Raw genomic sequence first — 14,947 nt, forward strand, 5'->3', positions numbered from 1 at the left:
GCCGGGAGGCCGGGCGGGTCCGCGCAGCCGGGCCCGGGCGGCCGCGCCACCGGGGAGACGGCCGCCGCGCAGGCCGGGCTGGGAAGCGCGGCGCGAGCCCCGCCCGGGGAGTCCCCGGGCCCGCCGCTCTCCCTCGCCGCTTCCCGTGCTCACCACCTACGGGGCCTCCGGCTTCCGGGCGGCGCACCACGGCGGGACGCCGGGGTGCGGGCAGCCGCCGCGCGGCGTCCGGTCCGGGCCCACCGGGTCCGGGCTCACCGGGCGTGACGAATGCTGCCGAACAGTGACATACCCCACTGAAGCCGGGCCTATCCCGGCATACGGGTCGTCTTTACGGCGTGACCTGCCTGGACCAACGCCCGGCGGTGTTCACCGCGCCGAACCGTCCAGCAGGGCGGCGACGTGCGGCAGGACCTCGCGGTCGTGCTCCAGCCAGTCGACGTCCTCCAGCTCGTCGGGGCCGAGCCAGCGCAGCTCCGAGTGGTCCTCCAGCGGGCGCGGCTCGCCGTCGACCAGTTCGGCCGCCCAGATCCGCAGCTCCAGGCCGGCCCGGATCGGCCAGCTGCCCGGCAGCTGCCGCAGCGCCCGCGCGCGGATGCCCAGCTCCTCCTGCAACTCGCGCTCCAGCGCCTGCTCCTGGCTCTCGCCGGGCTCGGCCTTGCCGCCCGGGAACTCCCAGTAGCCCGCCACCTCGGGCGGGGCGCTGCGCCGCGCCGCCAGTACCCGGCCCCGGTGGATGAGGGCCCCACCGACCACGATCCGCGTCTCCATGGCCCACGACCCTATGCGGACTCGCGCTCCACCCAGTACAGCTGCTTGTGGCCGCGGGCCTCGAACTCGGCGGCGAGCTGCTCGGCGGCCGCCCGGGTCAGCCCGCCCGCCACCAGGTACCGGTTGCCGTTGTCGTCCTGGCGCATCACCCGAAAGGTCTCCACAGCGCGACGGTACCGGGCCCGGCCCGGTGGGGGACGGGCCGGGCCCGGAGCAGAACTCCGACCGTAGGCACGGCTTGCTACCGCCGGGTACGGAGGTGGTTAACAACAGGTAAGGCGCGCGTCGCGCCTACCGCCCGGAGACGGCTCCGGTGCGGTGCTCCGACGGGCGGCGCGAGACTACCGGAGTGCGCCAGGGTTGGACATACCGTCGGCGAACGCGCGGCAAACTAGCGGCGACACACTGTCCCGCCCCTTGGGACGGCGGGATCCACGCTCGACCGGGCGGGCCGGGCGCGCGGACAATCGCAGCCATGGGAAAGACCTACGAACACATCGACGACCGCCTGCGGAAGTTCATCGAGAGTCAGCCGGTCTTCTTCACCGCCACCGCCCCGCTCGCCGCCGACGGGCACGTCAACGTCTCCCCCAAGGGCCGCTCCGGCACCCTCGCGGTGCTGGACGAACTCACCCTGGCCTACCTGGACTTCGGCGGCAGTACCGCCGAGACCCTGGCGCACCTGCGGGAGAACGGCCGGATCACCCTGATGTGGTGCGCCTTCGAGGGCCCGCCGACCGTGCTGCGGGTGCACGGGCGCGGCGAGCCGGTGTTCCGGGACGACCCGCGGTTCGCCGGGCTGCTCGGGCACTTCCGCCCGGAGGCGGACGGCGCGGGTCTGCGCGCGGTGGTCCTGGTCACCGCGGAGCGGGTGAGCGACTCCTGCGGGTTCGCCGTCCCGTACCTGGACTACCGCAGCGACCGGGAGTTGCACGCCCAGCACTTCGGCCGCAAGAGCGACGAGGAGTTCCGCGCCTACTGCGAGGGCAAGCCGTACGTCGGCACCAGCCTCGACGGGCTGCCCGCGCTGCCCATGCCGCTGCCGCCCCGGCCGGTCTGATCCGGCGGGGGCGGCAGCGGGCGCGCCGGGGCGCTCGTGGCGGTCGTGGCGTCAGCCGATGGTGAACCAGGTGGTGCGGGACTTCTTCCACTCCGGGTGGGTCAGGTCCTTGGCCTCGGTGCCGTCGCCGTAGAGGTCCGCCGAGCCGTCGTCGGTGATCAGCTGGGCACGGGCACCGGGCACCGACAGGTCCGGGACGTCGACCACGGCCTCCCAGCCGCCCGCGTCGCTGGTCGGCAGGTCGAGCACCTTGACCGGGGCGTCCGAGGGCTGCCCGGTCCAGCGGTAGAGCGCGTACGGGTCGGAGTTGTCGTCGGCGGCCCAGGAGCCCGCCACGATCAGGTACTGGCCGGCCGCGTTCTTGCGGATGTCACGGACCGACAGGCCGCCGAGGTCCAGCGTGACCGGGGTGCCGAAGGTGGCGTGCACCGAGCCGCCGGCCAGCCTGTCGAAGTTGGTGACCGGCACCAGCAGCGCCTTGCCGCCAGCCGCCGGCGGCACCAGCGGCGCCCGGAAGCCCACGTAGGCGGTGGTGGTGGAGCCCGGCGCGAACTCCAGGCCCTCCACGTTGAAACCGTCGATCTGCTTGGGGATCTCGCCCGCGGCGGAGCCGGCCGCGAAGCCGTACCGGTTGCCGTTGGCCTTGTCCCAGGCGATCAGGTCGGCCCGCAGCCCCTTGTACGAGCCGCCGAGCGCCAGCTGGGTGGCGGCGCCGGAGCCGGTCACCGTGGTGGTGAACAGGGTGGCCCGGTCGGCCTTGATCTCGCCGTCCTTGTTGTTGCCCAGCGAACCCAGCCAGTAGATGGTGTTGCCGACCCGGGTGGCCGCCTCGATGTCGATCTCCTTGGAGACGCCGAGCGACGAGGAGAAGTCCCAGGTGCGCACCGGCGCGCCGGAGGCGTTGCGGTCGTACAGCCGCAGCACGTTGGACTCGTCGTCGGCGACCACGATGTAGCCGCCGCCCGCGTCCACCGCCGCCGAGGCGTCGCTGGAGCCGGTCAGGTAGCGGGCGTCCGCCGAGTGCTGGACGGCGGCGGAGGCCGCGTAGTGCAGCGTCTTGGTGGCGGTCTTGCCACCGAGACCGGTGACCTTGACCGTCAGGTCGGTGTAGCCGACCCCGCGCGCGGCCACCGTCAGGGTGCGGCTGCCGGTGGTGCCGGTCACCGACACGTCGGTGGTCTTCGCCACCGAGGACCTGCTGGTGGCCGACGCGGCGACGGTGAGCGCGGAGACGTCCGCGCCGCTCTGCGCGACCGTCACGGTGACCGTCGGGTCGCCGGTGGCGCCCACGGCGCCGGACAGGTAGGCCGCCGACAGGGAGATGGTGGGGGTGCCGTAGCTCGCCGCGGTGGCGGGAGCGGCGAGCGCGGGTACGGCGGCGAGCACGAGTGCTGCCGCGGCGAGACCGAGCGAGCTGGGACGGGACACCTGATGGCCCTTCGACGGACGGGGGATGCGAGGACCGGACCAGGGTGGGGGCGGCGGGCGAACGGCGGAGATACAAAGGCCGGTGGTTCGGCGAACAGCTCACCGCCAGCGGTGGCGTGGAGCGCGGAGCGGGGGGTGAACCGCGGTGTGGAGCGCGAGCCGTAGCGTGGGGGTGAACCACCAGCCCGCACCGACAGATCGGACCGGTCCATGGCCGCCGCCGCACGCCCGTACGTCCTGCTGAGCGCCGCCGTCTCGGTCGACGGCCGCCTCGACGACGCCGGCCCCGAGCGGCTGCTGCTCTCCAACGCCGAGGACTTCGACCGGGTCGACCAGCTGCGGGCCGGCTGCGACGCGATCCTGGTCGGCGGCAACACCCTGCGCCGCGACAACCCCCGGCTGCTGGTCAACTCCCCCGCCCGCCGGGCGGCCCGGGCGGCGGCCGGCCGCAGCGCCTACCCACTGAAGGTCACGCTGAGCGCGAGCGGCGACCTGCCGGCCGGGCTGAACTTCTGGCACACCGGCGGCGCCAAGGTCGCGTACACCACCGATGCCGCCGCCCCCCGGCTGCGGGCCGCGCTGGCGGGACTGGCGGACGTGGTGGCGGCGGGCCCGCAGGTCGGGCTGGGAGCCGTACTGGACGACCTCGGCGCGCGCGGCGTCGAGCGGCTGATGGTCGAGGGCGGCGGCAGCGTGCACACCCAGTTCCTGGCCGAGGGGCTGGCCGACGAGCTCCAGTTGGCGCTCGCCCCGCTGCTGGTCGGCCAGGCGGACGCGCCGCGCTTCCTCGGCACCGCCGACTTCCCGGGCGGACCCGGGCGGCGGATGCGGCTGCTGGAGGCACGTACGGTGGGGGACGTCGTCCTGCTCAGGTACGCCCCGAAGGAGCCCACCCCGTGACCAGCGAGCTGCAGTGGCTGACGCGCGCCGTCGAACTGTCCCGCAACTGCCCGCCGTCCACGACCGCGTTCTCGGTCGGCGCGGTGATCGTCGGCGCCGACGGCGAGCTGCTCAGCGAGGGCTGGAGCCGGGAGAGCGACCCGAACGACCACGCCGAGGAGGCCGCGCTCGCCAAGCTGCCGGCCGGCGACCCGCGTCTGCGCGGCGCGACCGTGTACAGCTCGCTGGAGCCCTGCGGGCAGCGCGCCTCCCGGCCGCTCACCTGCGCGCAGCGGATCATCGCGGCCGGGGTGCCGCGGGTGGTGGTGGCCTGGCGCGAGCCCGACCTGTTCGTGACGGCCTGCCAGGGCACGGCGCTGCTCACCGCCGCCGGGGTCGAGGTCGTCGAGCTGCCCGAGCTGGCGCAGGCGGCCCGGGAGGTCAACGCGCACCTGCTGGGGCAATGAGTTTGTATCCTAGGAGAACAAACTCGCTCCCTGGAGGTACCCGGATGTCCGCCACCACCCCGCCGGCCACGGCCCCGGCCGCCACCGCCTCGACCACCACGGCCCCGACCGCCGCCGCGGGCCGCCCCACGACGCTGCCCGCCCGGGCGCTGCTGCTCGACATGGACGGCACCCTGGTCAACTCCGACACGGTGGTCGAACGCTGCTGGCGCCGCTGGGCCGCCCGGCACGGGCTGGACGGGGACGCCGCGATGAAGGTGGTGCACGGCCGCCAGGGCCACCTCAGCATGGCCATCCTGCTGCCCGACCGCCCGATGGAGGCAAACCTGGCGGAGAACCGGCAGATGCTCGCCGAGGAGACCGCCGACGTCGACGGCGTGATCCCGGTCCCCGGCGCGGAGTCCTTCATGGCCGCGCTGGCCGGCCTCCCGCACGCCCTGGTCACCTCCGCCGACGAGGCACTCGCCCGGGTCCGGATGGGCGCGGCCGGGCTGCCGCTGCCCGCGCTGCTGGTCACCGCCGAGTCGGTCGGCGCCAGCAAGCCCGACCCCGAGGGCTTCCTGAAGGCCGCCGCCGAACTCGGCGTCGACCCGGCCGACTGCATCGTCTTCGAGGACTCCGAGGCCGGGGTGGCGGCCGGCCGCGCGGCCGGCATGCGCGTGGTGGGCGTCGGCCCGCGGGCCGCGGCCCACCGGCCGACCGCGCACGTCGCCGACCTGACCGCCGTCACCGTCCGGGCGGACGGGGACGGCGGGATCCTGCTGCTGCTCGGCTGACGGGGCGCCTGGCGACCCGGTGACCCTGCGGGTGTCAGGGCGGCCCCGCAGGTGTACGGGCGCCCCTGCGGGTGTCAGGGCGTCGCGGGCGGGAGAACGGCGTTGGCGAGCCCCAGCACGTACTTCATGTCCGCGCCGCCGACATCGGTGGGGTTGAACGAGTAGACGATCGTGCGGGCCAGGTCGCGGGTGGCGAACACCCCGCTGGTGTAGCCCGGGCGGGTGCCGGTCTTGCCCCACAGGTCGACGCCGTTGAGCACCGTGTGCTCCAGCCCCATGCTCATGCAGGCCCGCCCGGCGTCGGGACCGGCCGCGCAGTGGCTGCTGCTGCGGTTGGGCACGTCCGGGACGGTGAACAGCAGCCGCTGCTGCGCGGCGGGCAGCAGCCGGCCCCGGAACAGCGCCGTCACGAAGCGGTCCAGGTCGGGCGCGCTGGAGATCAGCCCGCCCTCCGCCCACGGGAACGGGCTCTGCTCGGTGACGTCCACCCGCCGGGTGCCGCCGCTGCCGTCCGGCACGCTCAGGTAGGCCCGGGCGGACGGGCGGGCGAGGAGCGGATCGTCCGCGGCGGGGACGTCGGTGTCGCGCAGGCCCAGCGGGCGGATGATCCGGCTGCGCACCTCGTGCGCGTAACTGTGGCCGGTGACCTTCTCGATCAGCAGGCCGGCCACGAAGGTGTTCATGCCGTTGTACTGCTGCGCGGTGCCCGGCTCGAAGCTCATCGACTGGCCCGCCATCGAGCCGACCACCTGCTGCGGGGTGAGGCTCTGGAACCGGTGCTCGGCGAACCAGGCGTTGGAGCCGTCGCCCCAGCCGTCGCCGGTGCCGTTCGGCAGCCCGCTGGTGTGGTTCAGCAACTGCCCCACCGTGACCGGCGCCAGGCCGGCGGGCAGGACACCCGGCAGGTAGCCCTGTACGGGGGCGTCCAGGTCGATGCGGTGCTCGGCCGCCAGCTGGAGCACCACGGCGGCCGTGAATACCTTGGAGATGCTGCCGATCCGGAACCGCCCGTCGACGTCGACCGGGCGGCCGGTCACCAGGTCACCCTCGCCCCAACTGGTGCTGTACTGCCCGGCGCTGCCGGTCACCCGCAGCAGCGCGCCGGTCAGATCGGCGTTCGGCAGCGCGGGCACCGCCCGCCGGATCGCCGCCCGGTCCAGCGGCGGCAGCTTCACCCGCACCCCCTGCCCGCCCGCGGTCGCGGCAGCCACCGCGCCCGTTCCGGCGGGCTCGGCCGCCAGGGCCGGTGCGGCCACCCCCGCGGTGAGCGCCACGAGCAGCGCGCCGGCGGCGGCGATCGTCGACCAACGGGTGCGGTTCACCTTCGAGTTCATGCCTGCGTTCCCCCGATTCCGGTACCTCCGGGCCGGCCGTCCCGGCCCCACCACCCACCCTGCCGGCACCCCACCGCCGAGCCATCGGGGACCGCCCCCGAACCAACCCGGACCAGTCCATGACACGACGTCAGGGTCACCCCACCGGGCGGCGACCGTCGCCAAGGCCCACAGCAGGGGACCCGCAGACCCGCGCCCCTCGCCACCCGCCTCGGCCGGGTTCAACTCATGCTTCCGAATGTCCAGTTATGAGCTAGCGTTGACCCCGCACCGCGTGTCCTCCCGGAGGACGTACGCGACGCGACCAGCAAGGACGTCGACCCTTTCGGTTCGGCGACGCAGCCCCATGGTGCGCTCCCGGCGGGAGCCATCCGGCGCTCGTCACCTCTCTCGAAAGGGACGCGCCCCATGGCCACCGTCAAGTACACGCCCAAGCAGCGCACATGGGTCCGTGATGTCCTGGTGGGGATCACGACGAGCCTCGGCTCGAACCTGCTGTGGATGTTGGCGCAGGCAGTGGTGCACCGCCTCGGCTGAGCCGGGCGTCGGGCGGGCCTCCGGGGGCCCGCCCTCACCGTGCCGCAGGCCCGGGTTAGTCTACGGATCGTCATTGCGGCCCGACGGGCTTCCGCTCCGCTCCGGTGGAGCCACGAAGGACATGCCCCCACCCGCGCGAGTCATCTCGTGCCTGGGGAACCCTCGTGCTTCTGCAACACTCCGCAGCCGAACTCGGTCGTCTCATCGTTGCCCGGCCCGGATCCACGCACCTCCCGCTCACCGAGCTGTTGATCGACGAGCATTCCAAGGTCAAGGGCCCACCGACCGACGGCGACGTCGCGTCCTGGAACAACAGCATCCCGGTGGTGGTCGGCGCCCTGCTGGCCTGCGGTCGTGACGAGGTGGAGGTGCAGGTCGAGGTCGACCTGCCGCACACCAATTCCGCGGTCGACCTGGTGCTGTGCGGCCGGCATCCCGGCACGGGAGCGGACTCCTACCTGGCGGTCGAGCTGAAGCAGGTACGGCACGCCACGGTCGACCCCCGGTGTCCGATCGCCGTGGACCTCGGGTTCGGCAACGGGAAGAACAAGCTGCACCCCGTGCGGCAGGTCCAGCGGTACTGCGAGTACATGATCCGCTACCTCCCCCACCTTCGGGACGGCGAGGATCGGCTGACGGGTGTGGCGCTGCTCCACAACGCACGCGACGCGGACGTGGAAGCACTGTTCGATCTGCCCGAGACCGAGCACGGCTTCCTCTACACGCTCGACGACCTCGACCGGTTCCGGCGGGTCCTCACCTCGAGATTCGCCGCCGCGTCCGGGGAACGCGCAGCGAGCGCGCTGACACAGGCCCGCCGCGACCCCCTGCTCAAGGTCACCGACGTGGCACGACAGCGGTCCGTCGTCGGTGGCGGTCTCCTGCTGCTCGACGAGCAATACGTCGCGGTCGACCGCATCACCCGGCATCTGGAGAAGACCGCACCGCTCACCGGCATGGACGTCGGGCTGTTCCAGGACGCCGACCCCGCGCCGATCCCCGCCCCCGGTGGGGGTCCCAAGCGCGTGTACATCCTGCGGGGCGGCCCCGGGAGCGGGAAGAGCGCTGTGGCGTTGGAGCTTCAGCGTGCGCTCGGGCTCGCCGGCCGGGAGGCCGTGCTGGCCAGCGGATCCCATGCGTACACGGAGACGCTGCGCCAGATCATGGTCAGCACGGCGCGCCGCGGGCAGACGTCGATCAAGCGAAGCGCGGCCAACAAGCTGTACCAGTACTTCAACAGCTTCACCGACACTCCGCCGGACGGTATCGAGGTCCTGATCTGCGACGAGGCACACCGTATGCGGCGCAGTTCGACACACCGCTGGACGCCGAAAGAACTCAGGGACGACGATCGTCCGCAGGCGACCGAGTTGATCCGGGCCGCCAAGGTGCCGATCTTCCTGCTCGACGACCACCAGTCGATCCGCCCCGACGAGGTGGGCACCGCGGGCTATCTCAAACGACTGGCCGAGGAGAGTGGCTGCCTGGTCGAGGTGACCGATCTGGAGGGAACGTTCCGGGCGGGTGGCAGCAAGCGGTATCCGCGCTGGGTCCAGCAGTTGCTGGGCCTGAGCGCCTCCGACCCGGTGGGCTGGCAACCGGACGGACGGATGACCCTCACGGTCGCCGACTCCCCCGAACAGATGGAGCGGTTCATCCTGGAGCGTGGCTTCGAGGGAGCCACCGCCCGTATCACCGCCGGTTTCTGCTGGCCGTGGAACAAGCCGGATGGGGAGCGGCTGGTCGAGAACGTGCACATCGGGACGTGGCACAAGCCGTGGAACGTCAAGCCCGAGCACAGCGTGCCGCACGCGCCGAAGTCAGACCTGTGGTCGACCGATCCGCGCGGCATCGGGCAGATCGGCTGCGTCTACACCGCGCAGACCTTCGAGTACGACTGGAACGGCGTCATCATCGGCCCCGACCTGCTGTTCCGCAACGGGAAGTTCACGGTGGACCGGAGCGCCTCGTGCGATCCCGCCTTCCACCGTTCGGTCGACGACGAGGTCGTCGACCGGTGCATCCGCAACGCCTACCACGTGCTCCTGACCCGCGGTGTCGTCGGCACCGTGGTCTACGCGGTCGACCCGGCCACCCACAACGAACTGCGCAGGCTCGTTCCGGGCACCATCGGCATGCAGAACTACAACGGCACCCGGCCCAGACTCACTGCGGAAGGATCTCAGCTGCCGCCCGCCTACAACAGACGTCACGGGTAGCCTTGATCCGTCGTCGCTGCGGCCCGCCGGGCTTCCGCTCCATCCGACGGAGCCACTAGGACATGCCCCCACCCGCACGAGTTCCTTCGTGCTGCCTGGGGGCAATTCTTGCTTTTCCGCGACTCCGCCGCCGCGGTCGCCGCCGAGTGCCACTCGGGCGCTCTCTTCTTCCGCCTGACCGAGCAGTTCGTACACGCGCACGGGCACCGGCCCAGCCCGTCCGAGGTCCGCTCCTGGGAGCGCAGCATCCCGGTGCTCGCGAGCGCGCTGAACGACGCCGGGCTCGGGCAGGTGGAGATGCTCCTGGAGTACGGGCTGCCGCTGAACAGCAAGCGGGCCGACGCCGTGCTGGCCGGGTTCCACCCCGGGACCGGCCTGCCGTCCTACGTCGTCGTGGAACTGAAGCAGTGGAGCAGCGCCGAGCCTGACGACGAGGACCCGTCGCTGTGCCGCATCGACGCCTACGCCCGAGCGCTGCTGAACCCCGTCGACCAGGTGCGCGGCTACTGCGAATACCTCATCTCCTTCAACGGCGCACTGGCCGGACACCCGGAACGTCTCAGTGGCGCCGCGTATCTGCACAACGCCACCGAGTTCGGGGTCAGTGGACTCTTCGAGGCCCGGCAGGACCAGCACGGTCAGCTCTTCATCGGTGCGCGGCGCGGTGAGTTCATCGACTTCCTGCGCTCGACACTGAGTGCGGCGCCGGGCGCCTCGGTCGCTGACGAGCTCGTCCACGCAAAGGTCGGCCCGTCCAGGCAGCTCATGGCGGCGGCCGCCCAAGAGGTCCGCGAGCGCGAGCAGTTCGTCCTGCTGGACGAGCAGCGGGTCGCATACCGCACGGTCCTCAATGCCGTCCGCCGTGCCGGGCAGTCCGACCACAAGGAGGTCGTGGTCGTCACCGGCGGGCCGGGCACCGGCAAGAGCGTCATCGCGTTGTCGCTCCTCGGCGAGTTGTACCGGCAGGGCGTCACCGCGCTGCACGCGACGGGCTCGAGCTCGTTCACGACGACGATGCGACGGGTCGCAGGTGCTCGAAAGCGCGAGGTGCAGGAACTCTTCAAGTACTTCAACAGCTTCATGACCGCCGAGCGCAACAGCCTCGACGTCCTGATCTGCGACGAGGCCCACCGCATACGGGAGACGTCGGCGAACCGCTACACCCCGGCATCGAACCGTACCGGCAAGGCCCAGATCGAGGAACTCATCGATGCGGCTCGGGTCCCGGTCTTCCTGCTGGACGAGCACCAGGTCGTTCGGCCCGGCGAGATGGGCACGGTGGCGGAGATCGAGGCAGCCGCCGCCAAGAAGGGGCTCGGCTGTCAGGTGGTAACACTGGACAGCCAGTTCAGATGCGGTGGCAGCGATGCGTATCTGCGCTGGGTGGTCAGGCTGCTGGGGCTCGAGCCGGGCGGCGCGGTGGGGTGGGAGCCGGACGGCAGGATGCACCTCATGCTCGCGGACGGCCCACGGGAGATGGAAGCGTTCCTCGATGGCCGTCGCTCGCAGGGCTACAGCGCGCGGATGTCCGCCGGCTACTGCTGGAAGTGGACGAAGCAGGTGCCGCCCGGGCAGGCACTGCCCGCGGACGTGGTCGTCGGGGAGTGGGAGCGGCCCTGGAACGTCTTCGGCGACCGAGCCGTCAACGGCGCGCCTCCGGCCGCCCTGTGGGCGACCGATCCGGCCGGTTTCGGACAGGTCGGCTGCGTCTACACGGCGCAGGGATTCGAGTACGACTGGAGTGGTGTCATCATCGGCCCCGACCTCGTGTGGCGGGGAGACCGCTGGGTCACCGACCGTACGGCGTCCAAGGACCCCGTCTTCAAGAAGTCGACTTCGGACGCCGATGTGGACCGCCTGATCCGCAACACCTACAAGGTGCTGCTGACCCGGGGAATGATCGGCACGGTTGTGTACTCCACCGACGCCGAGACCCGCGAAAAGCTCCGCGAGCTGGCCGGTGTCCCGGAGCGGACCGAACAGGCCGGCGCAGATGCACCGACCATCGAGTACGACCCGCGCACCCGGCTCTCGGCAGAAGCCTGAGGACACGGCACGGAACGGGAAGGGGTCCGACCCTGCAGGAGCCGGGCCCCTTCCAACCGAAGAATTCAGTGGTCCGGGCCGTTCCGTGTCGGCGGCGGCTGCTTCCATGGCGGCATGAGTACCGCGCACGAGACAGCCACCCTTCTCCCCGACCCCGCCCGGCTCCGTGCGCATCTGCGCGCGCTGGCCGTCCTGGACGCGGCGATCTCCGACGATCCGCGGTTCTGCCAGTACACCTTCGATTCCGCCTGGGGACCCGGCGTGGAGGGCGCATTGATGGAGAACGGCTCGGGGGACGACTTCTCCGTCCTCTTCACCCCGGCCGGGGTGCTCCTGCGCGGCTTCGACCACGAGTCGCAGATGAGCCCGTACGGGACGGACGACGAGGAAGTCTGGCCCGGTGTCATCGACGACGTGCCCGCCGCGCTGCGCCCGCTCCTGCACGAGCCCGCCTTCCGCGACGAGGACCTCGACCTTCCTCGGGTCACCGTCTGCCTGTGGTGGGAGACCGGCGACACCGCCTGGCGCACCGGCTCGACCATCGTCTTCCCCGCCGGCAGCGAGGACCCGGACGGATCCGGTTTTCTCTTCCACCTCCTCACGGACCGCTCCGCCGAGGCCGTGCAAGGTCACTTCGAGGACTACTACGAGCGCTCCGTCCCCGTCGAGGCCGTCCGCCACGTCCTCGCCGGACACCCGCTCACCCCCGCGGTCGCCAGGGCCCTCAACCCGGCCGCCCTCTCGGAGGACGCACTGCTCCGAAGGGTCACCTCGAACCCCGAGGCCGCCCGCTACCTGTCCGGTGACGGCGAGTTCGACCTCGCCCGCACCGACCCGATCGAATCGATCGCCCTGCCCAACGGACTCCCGGTGGAGCCCGTCGCCGGCTGCAACGCGGGCGGCACCCACTACCTCTGCGGCCCGGCCGTCCCCGACGGCCCCCGACCCGTGCTCTACACCGACTCGGAGGGCCGGGCCTCCCTCATCGCCGAGTCCCTCGCCGACGCCCTGACCCTCGCCATCGTCCTACCGTCCTGGCACGACGCCTTGGCCGGCTTCCGGCCCCCGGCCCTCAGCTCCGACTACCTCGAGGACCACCCGGACCACCCCGCTGTCCGCGACCGTCTCCTCCCCGCGCTCTGCCTCCCGCCGGCCACCGACCGGGAGGTCCTGGACCGCCTGCTCACCACCGCCGCCCGCACCGTCCCCGGCGGATTCCTCCCTCACGTGCCCGGTGAGGAGGAGTCCGCCTTCGAGCCGATGCTGGAACCGTCCGCGGAGTAGGAGCACGGCGACGGGGGCGTCCCCGAACCCGCCTCCCACCCCGAGGCGCAGGCCGAGCTCCGGAAGATCCCTCGCGACACGGCGCTGCGCGTCCTGGCCAGGCTGACCGAGCCGGAAGCCGCCCCTCTCGGCTTCGACACCCCCGCGCTCGTGTCCCAGCCCGAACGTCGCCGCCTGCGGGTCGGTGACTACCGCGTCGTCCACACGGTCGACAACGGCGAGCTGGTGGTCCGGGCCGTTCACGCGGGGCATCGATCCACCGTTACGAGACCTGACCGCCGCTGACCCCGCGTCCGAACATCCGGCGACCATCCGGCGCGGCGACCACGAAGGGGCCGGACTCGACGGAGTCCGACCCCTTACGGTCTGCGCGGGCGACGCTTCGACTAGACGTTGAAGCGGAACTCCACCACGTCGCCGTCCTGCATGACGTACTCCTTGCCCTCGATGCGGGCCTTGCCCTTGGCGCGGGCCTCGGCGATGGAGCCGGTCTCGACCAGGTCGTCGAAGGAGATGACCTCCGCCTTGATGAAGCCCTTCTGGAAGTCGGTGTGGATGACTCCGGCGGCCTCGGGGGCGGTGGCACCCTTCTTGATGGTCCAGGCCCGGGTCTCCTTGGGGCCGGCGGTGAGGTAGCTCTGGAGGCCGAGGGTCTCGTAGCCGACGCGGCCGAGGGTGGCCATGCCGGTCTCCTCCTGGCCCATGGACTGGAGGAGCTCCAGCGCCTCGTCCTCGTCCATGCCGATCAGCTCGGACTCGATCTTCGCGTTGAGGAAGATCGCCTCGGCCGGGGCGACCAGCGCGCGCTGCTCGTCCTTGAAGGCCTCGTCGGTCAGCTCGTCCTCGTCGACGTTGAAGACGTAGAGGAACGGCTTGGTGGTGAGCAGGTGCAGCTCGCGCACGGAGGAGGCGTCGAAGCCGACCTCGAAGAGCGTCTTGCCGGACTCCAGGACCTTCTGGGCCGCCTCGGCCGCCGCCAGGGTGGCCGCCGACTCCTTCTTCAGGCGGGCCTCCTTCTGCAGGCGGGGCAGCACCTTCTCGATCGACTGCAGGTCGGCGAGGATCAGCTCGGTGTTGATGGTCTCGATGTCGTCCTTGGGCGAGACCTTGCCGTCCACGTGCACCACGTCGGGGTCGACGAAGGCCCGGATGACCTGGCAGATCGCGTCCGACTCGCGGATGTTGGCGAGGAACTTGTTCCCCAGCCCCTCGCCGACCGACGCGCCGCGCACGATGCCGGCGATGTCCACGAAGTCCACCGTCGCCGGCAGGATGCGCTGCGAGCCGAAGATCTCGGCGAGCTTGGCCAGCCGGGAGTCCGGGACGCCGACCACGCCGACGTTGGGCTCGATGGTGGCGAACGGGTAGTTGGCCGCCAGCACGTCGTTCTTGGTCAGGGCGTTGAACAGGGTCGACTTGCCGACATTCGGCAGACCGACGATTCCGATCGTGAGCGACATGTAGCGATGTCCCGTGGGCTTGGAGGGAGGTGGAACGGCACCGGTCCGGGCCGATCCCCCAGTCTACGGGGCGCCGTCACGCGGACCGGTCGGGCTCCGGGATCCGCTCCGGGATCCGCTCCAGGAACTCCAGCCGGTTGCCGAACGGGTCCGCCGAGTGGAAGCGGCGGTACCCGGGGAGGCCGGTGTCCCACAGCACCGGGCTGCCGTGCTCCGCCAGCCGGGCCGCCAGCGCGTCCAGCGAGCCGACCAGGATGCCGGGGTGCGCCTTGGGCGACGGCAGGTGGGCGTCGACCGCGCCGAGGTGCACCTCGACCCCGCCGCCCCGGAACCAGCAGCCGCCACGGGCCGCCAGCACCGGCGGCTTGGCCAGCTCGGTCATCCCGAGCACGCCCGCCCAGAACTCCCGGCAGCGCTCCTCGGAGCCCCGCGGCACATCCAGCTGGACGTGGTGCAGCCGCTCGAACGTGAAGTCCCCAGTGCCGGTCCCCAATGCCTGCCTCCCTTTCCCGGCCGGAGACCCTAGTCCCCTTCCGGACACGGGGGAAGCAATCCGCGGGCATTACACAGTGTGGCGATGATCGGACCGTACGTTGGTCGGGTGGAGCAGAGCATCCGTACCCAGCCGCCAGGGCCGAGACGGCGGCCGCCGACCCCGGCCGCCGCCGAGGCCGCCGTACCGGGGC

The 14,947-nt window shown here is 72.0% G+C and carries 12 protein-coding genes and 2 pseudogenes; 8 read left to right on the top strand and 6 right to left on the bottom strand.

The window, feature by feature from the left end:
* Positions 1–369: 369 nt before the first annotated feature.
* Both AA75_RS12875 and AA75_RS49245 read right to left on the bottom strand, forming a co-directional pair.
* The gene (locus AA75_RS12875; RefSeq protein ID WP_051812225.1) at positions 370–771 is read right to left on the bottom strand and encodes a (deoxy)nucleoside triphosphate pyrophosphohydrolase; all 402 of its coding nucleotides are present in this window, start codon (positions 769–771) and stop codon (positions 370–372) included.
* An 11-nt stretch (positions 772–782) separates the two neighbouring features.
* Entirely contained in the window at positions 783–935 is a 153-nt protein-coding gene (locus AA75_RS49245; RefSeq protein ID WP_158515489.1) for a hypothetical protein, read from the bottom strand.
* Between the two features lie 311 nt (positions 936–1,246).
* Here AA75_RS49245 and AA75_RS12880 point away from each other — a divergent pair, with 311 nt between their 5' ends.
* On the top strand, positions 1,247–1,831 hold the full coding sequence (locus AA75_RS12880; protein WP_033820088.1) for a pyridoxamine 5'-phosphate oxidase family protein: 585 nt from the start codon (positions 1,247–1,249) through the stop codon (positions 1,829–1,831).
* A gap of 51 nt (positions 1,832–1,882) precedes the next feature.
* Here the strand turns inward: AA75_RS12880 and AA75_RS12885 are convergent, their stop codons facing one another.
* On the bottom strand, positions 1,883–3,217 hold the full coding sequence (locus AA75_RS12885; RefSeq protein WP_199520318.1) for a DUF3616 domain-containing protein: 1,335 nt from the start codon (positions 3,215–3,217) through the stop codon (positions 1,883–1,885).
* Between the two features lie 252 nt (positions 3,218–3,469).
* On the opposite strand from AA75_RS12885, the pseudogene AA75_RS51860 reads away from it, so the two are divergent.
* Together AA75_RS51860 and AA75_RS12900 are read left to right on the top strand one after the other, a co-directional pair.
* Positions 3,470–4,605 (top strand): annotated as a pseudogene (locus AA75_RS51860) (dihydrofolate reductase family protein).
* Between the two features lie 44 nt (positions 4,606–4,649).
* Positions 4,650–5,381, top strand: coding sequence for an HAD-IA family hydrolase (locus tag AA75_RS12900; RefSeq protein WP_082526465.1), 732 nt, complete (start codon positions 4,650–4,652; stop codon positions 5,379–5,381).
* A 74-nt stretch (positions 5,382–5,455) separates the two neighbouring features.
* On the opposite strand, the gene AA75_RS12905 is transcribed toward AA75_RS12900, so the two are convergent.
* Positions 5,456–6,715, bottom strand: a complete 1,260-nt coding sequence (locus AA75_RS12905; RefSeq protein ID WP_033820092.1) for a serine hydrolase — start codon at positions 6,713–6,715, stop codon at positions 5,456–5,458.
* 408 nt (positions 6,716–7,123) lie between these two features.
* On the opposite strand from AA75_RS12905, the gene AA75_RS51865 reads away from it, so the two are divergent.
* The 5 genes and pseudogenes from AA75_RS51865 to AA75_RS45510 form a co-directional block, all read left to right on the top strand.
* The gene (locus AA75_RS51865; RefSeq protein ID WP_233289008.1) at positions 7,124–7,252 is read left to right on the top strand and encodes a DUF6408 family protein; all 129 of its coding nucleotides are present in this window, start codon (positions 7,124–7,126) and stop codon (positions 7,250–7,252) included.
* Between the two features lie 164 nt (positions 7,253–7,416).
* Positions 7,417–9,471: a DUF2075 domain-containing protein gene (locus AA75_RS12910; RefSeq protein ID WP_033820093.1), complete on the top strand. Its 2,055-nt coding sequence runs from the start codon at positions 7,417–7,419 to the stop codon at positions 9,469–9,471.
* A gap of 108 nt (positions 9,472–9,579) precedes the next feature.
* Entirely contained in the window at positions 9,580–11,517 is a 1,938-nt protein-coding gene (locus tag AA75_RS12915; RefSeq protein WP_051812228.1) for a DUF2075 domain-containing protein, read from the top strand.
* 114 nt (positions 11,518–11,631) lie between these two features.
* Entirely contained in the window at positions 11,632–12,801 is a 1,170-nt protein-coding gene (locus AA75_RS12920; RefSeq protein WP_033820094.1) for a hypothetical protein, read from the top strand.
* Positions 12,802–12,837: 36 nt separating this feature from the next.
* A pseudogene (locus tag AA75_RS45510) lies at positions 12,838–13,086 on the top strand (type II toxin-antitoxin system RelE/ParE family toxin); the annotation flags it as partial.
* Between the two features lie 101 nt (positions 13,087–13,187).
* Here AA75_RS45510 and ychF read toward each other — a convergent pair.
* Together ychF and AA75_RS12930 are read right to left on the bottom strand one after the other, a co-directional pair.
* Complete coding sequence (gene ychF, locus AA75_RS12925) at positions 13,188–14,261, bottom strand: redox-regulated ATPase YchF (protein WP_033820095.1); 1,074 nt, start codon at positions 14,259–14,261, stop codon at positions 13,188–13,190.
* 76 nt (positions 14,262–14,337) lie between these two features.
* Complete coding sequence (locus AA75_RS12930; protein ID WP_051812229.1) at positions 14,338–14,754, bottom strand: VOC family protein; 417 nt, start codon at positions 14,752–14,754, stop codon at positions 14,338–14,340.
* Positions 14,755–14,947: the final 193 nt, after the last annotated feature.

This window comes from Kitasatospora sp. MBT63 (assembly GCF_000710465.2).
GTDB lineage: Bacteria > Actinomycetota > Actinomycetes > Streptomycetales > Streptomycetaceae > Kitasatospora.

Excerpts from the sequence above, each read along its gene's own strand:
- AA75_RS12880 (WP_033820088.1), top strand. The coding sequence starts at position 1,247 with ATGGGAAAGACCTACGAACACATCGACGACCGCCTGCGGAAGTTCATC.
- AA75_RS12920 (WP_033820094.1), top strand. The coding sequence starts at position 11,632 with ATGAGTACCGCGCACGAGACAGCCACCCTTCTCCCCGACCCCGCCCGG.
- AA75_RS12875 (WP_051812225.1), bottom strand. The coding sequence starts at position 771 with ATGGAGACGCGGATCGTGGTCGGTGGGGCCCTCATCCACCGGGGCCGG.
- AA75_RS12905 (WP_033820092.1), bottom strand. The coding sequence starts at position 6,715 with ATGAACTCGAAGGTGAACCGCACCCGTTGGTCGACGATCGCCGCCGCC.
- ychF (WP_033820095.1), bottom strand. The coding sequence starts at position 14,261 with ATGTCGCTCACGATCGGAATCGTCGGTCTGCCGAATGTCGGCAAGTCG.
- AA75_RS12900 (WP_082526465.1), top strand. The coding sequence starts at position 4,650 with ATGTCCGCCACCACCCCGCCGGCCACGGCCCCGGCCGCCACCGCCTCG.
- AA75_RS51865 (WP_233289008.1), top strand. The coding sequence starts at position 7,124 with ATGGCCACCGTCAAGTACACGCCCAAGCAGCGCACATGGGTCCGTGAT.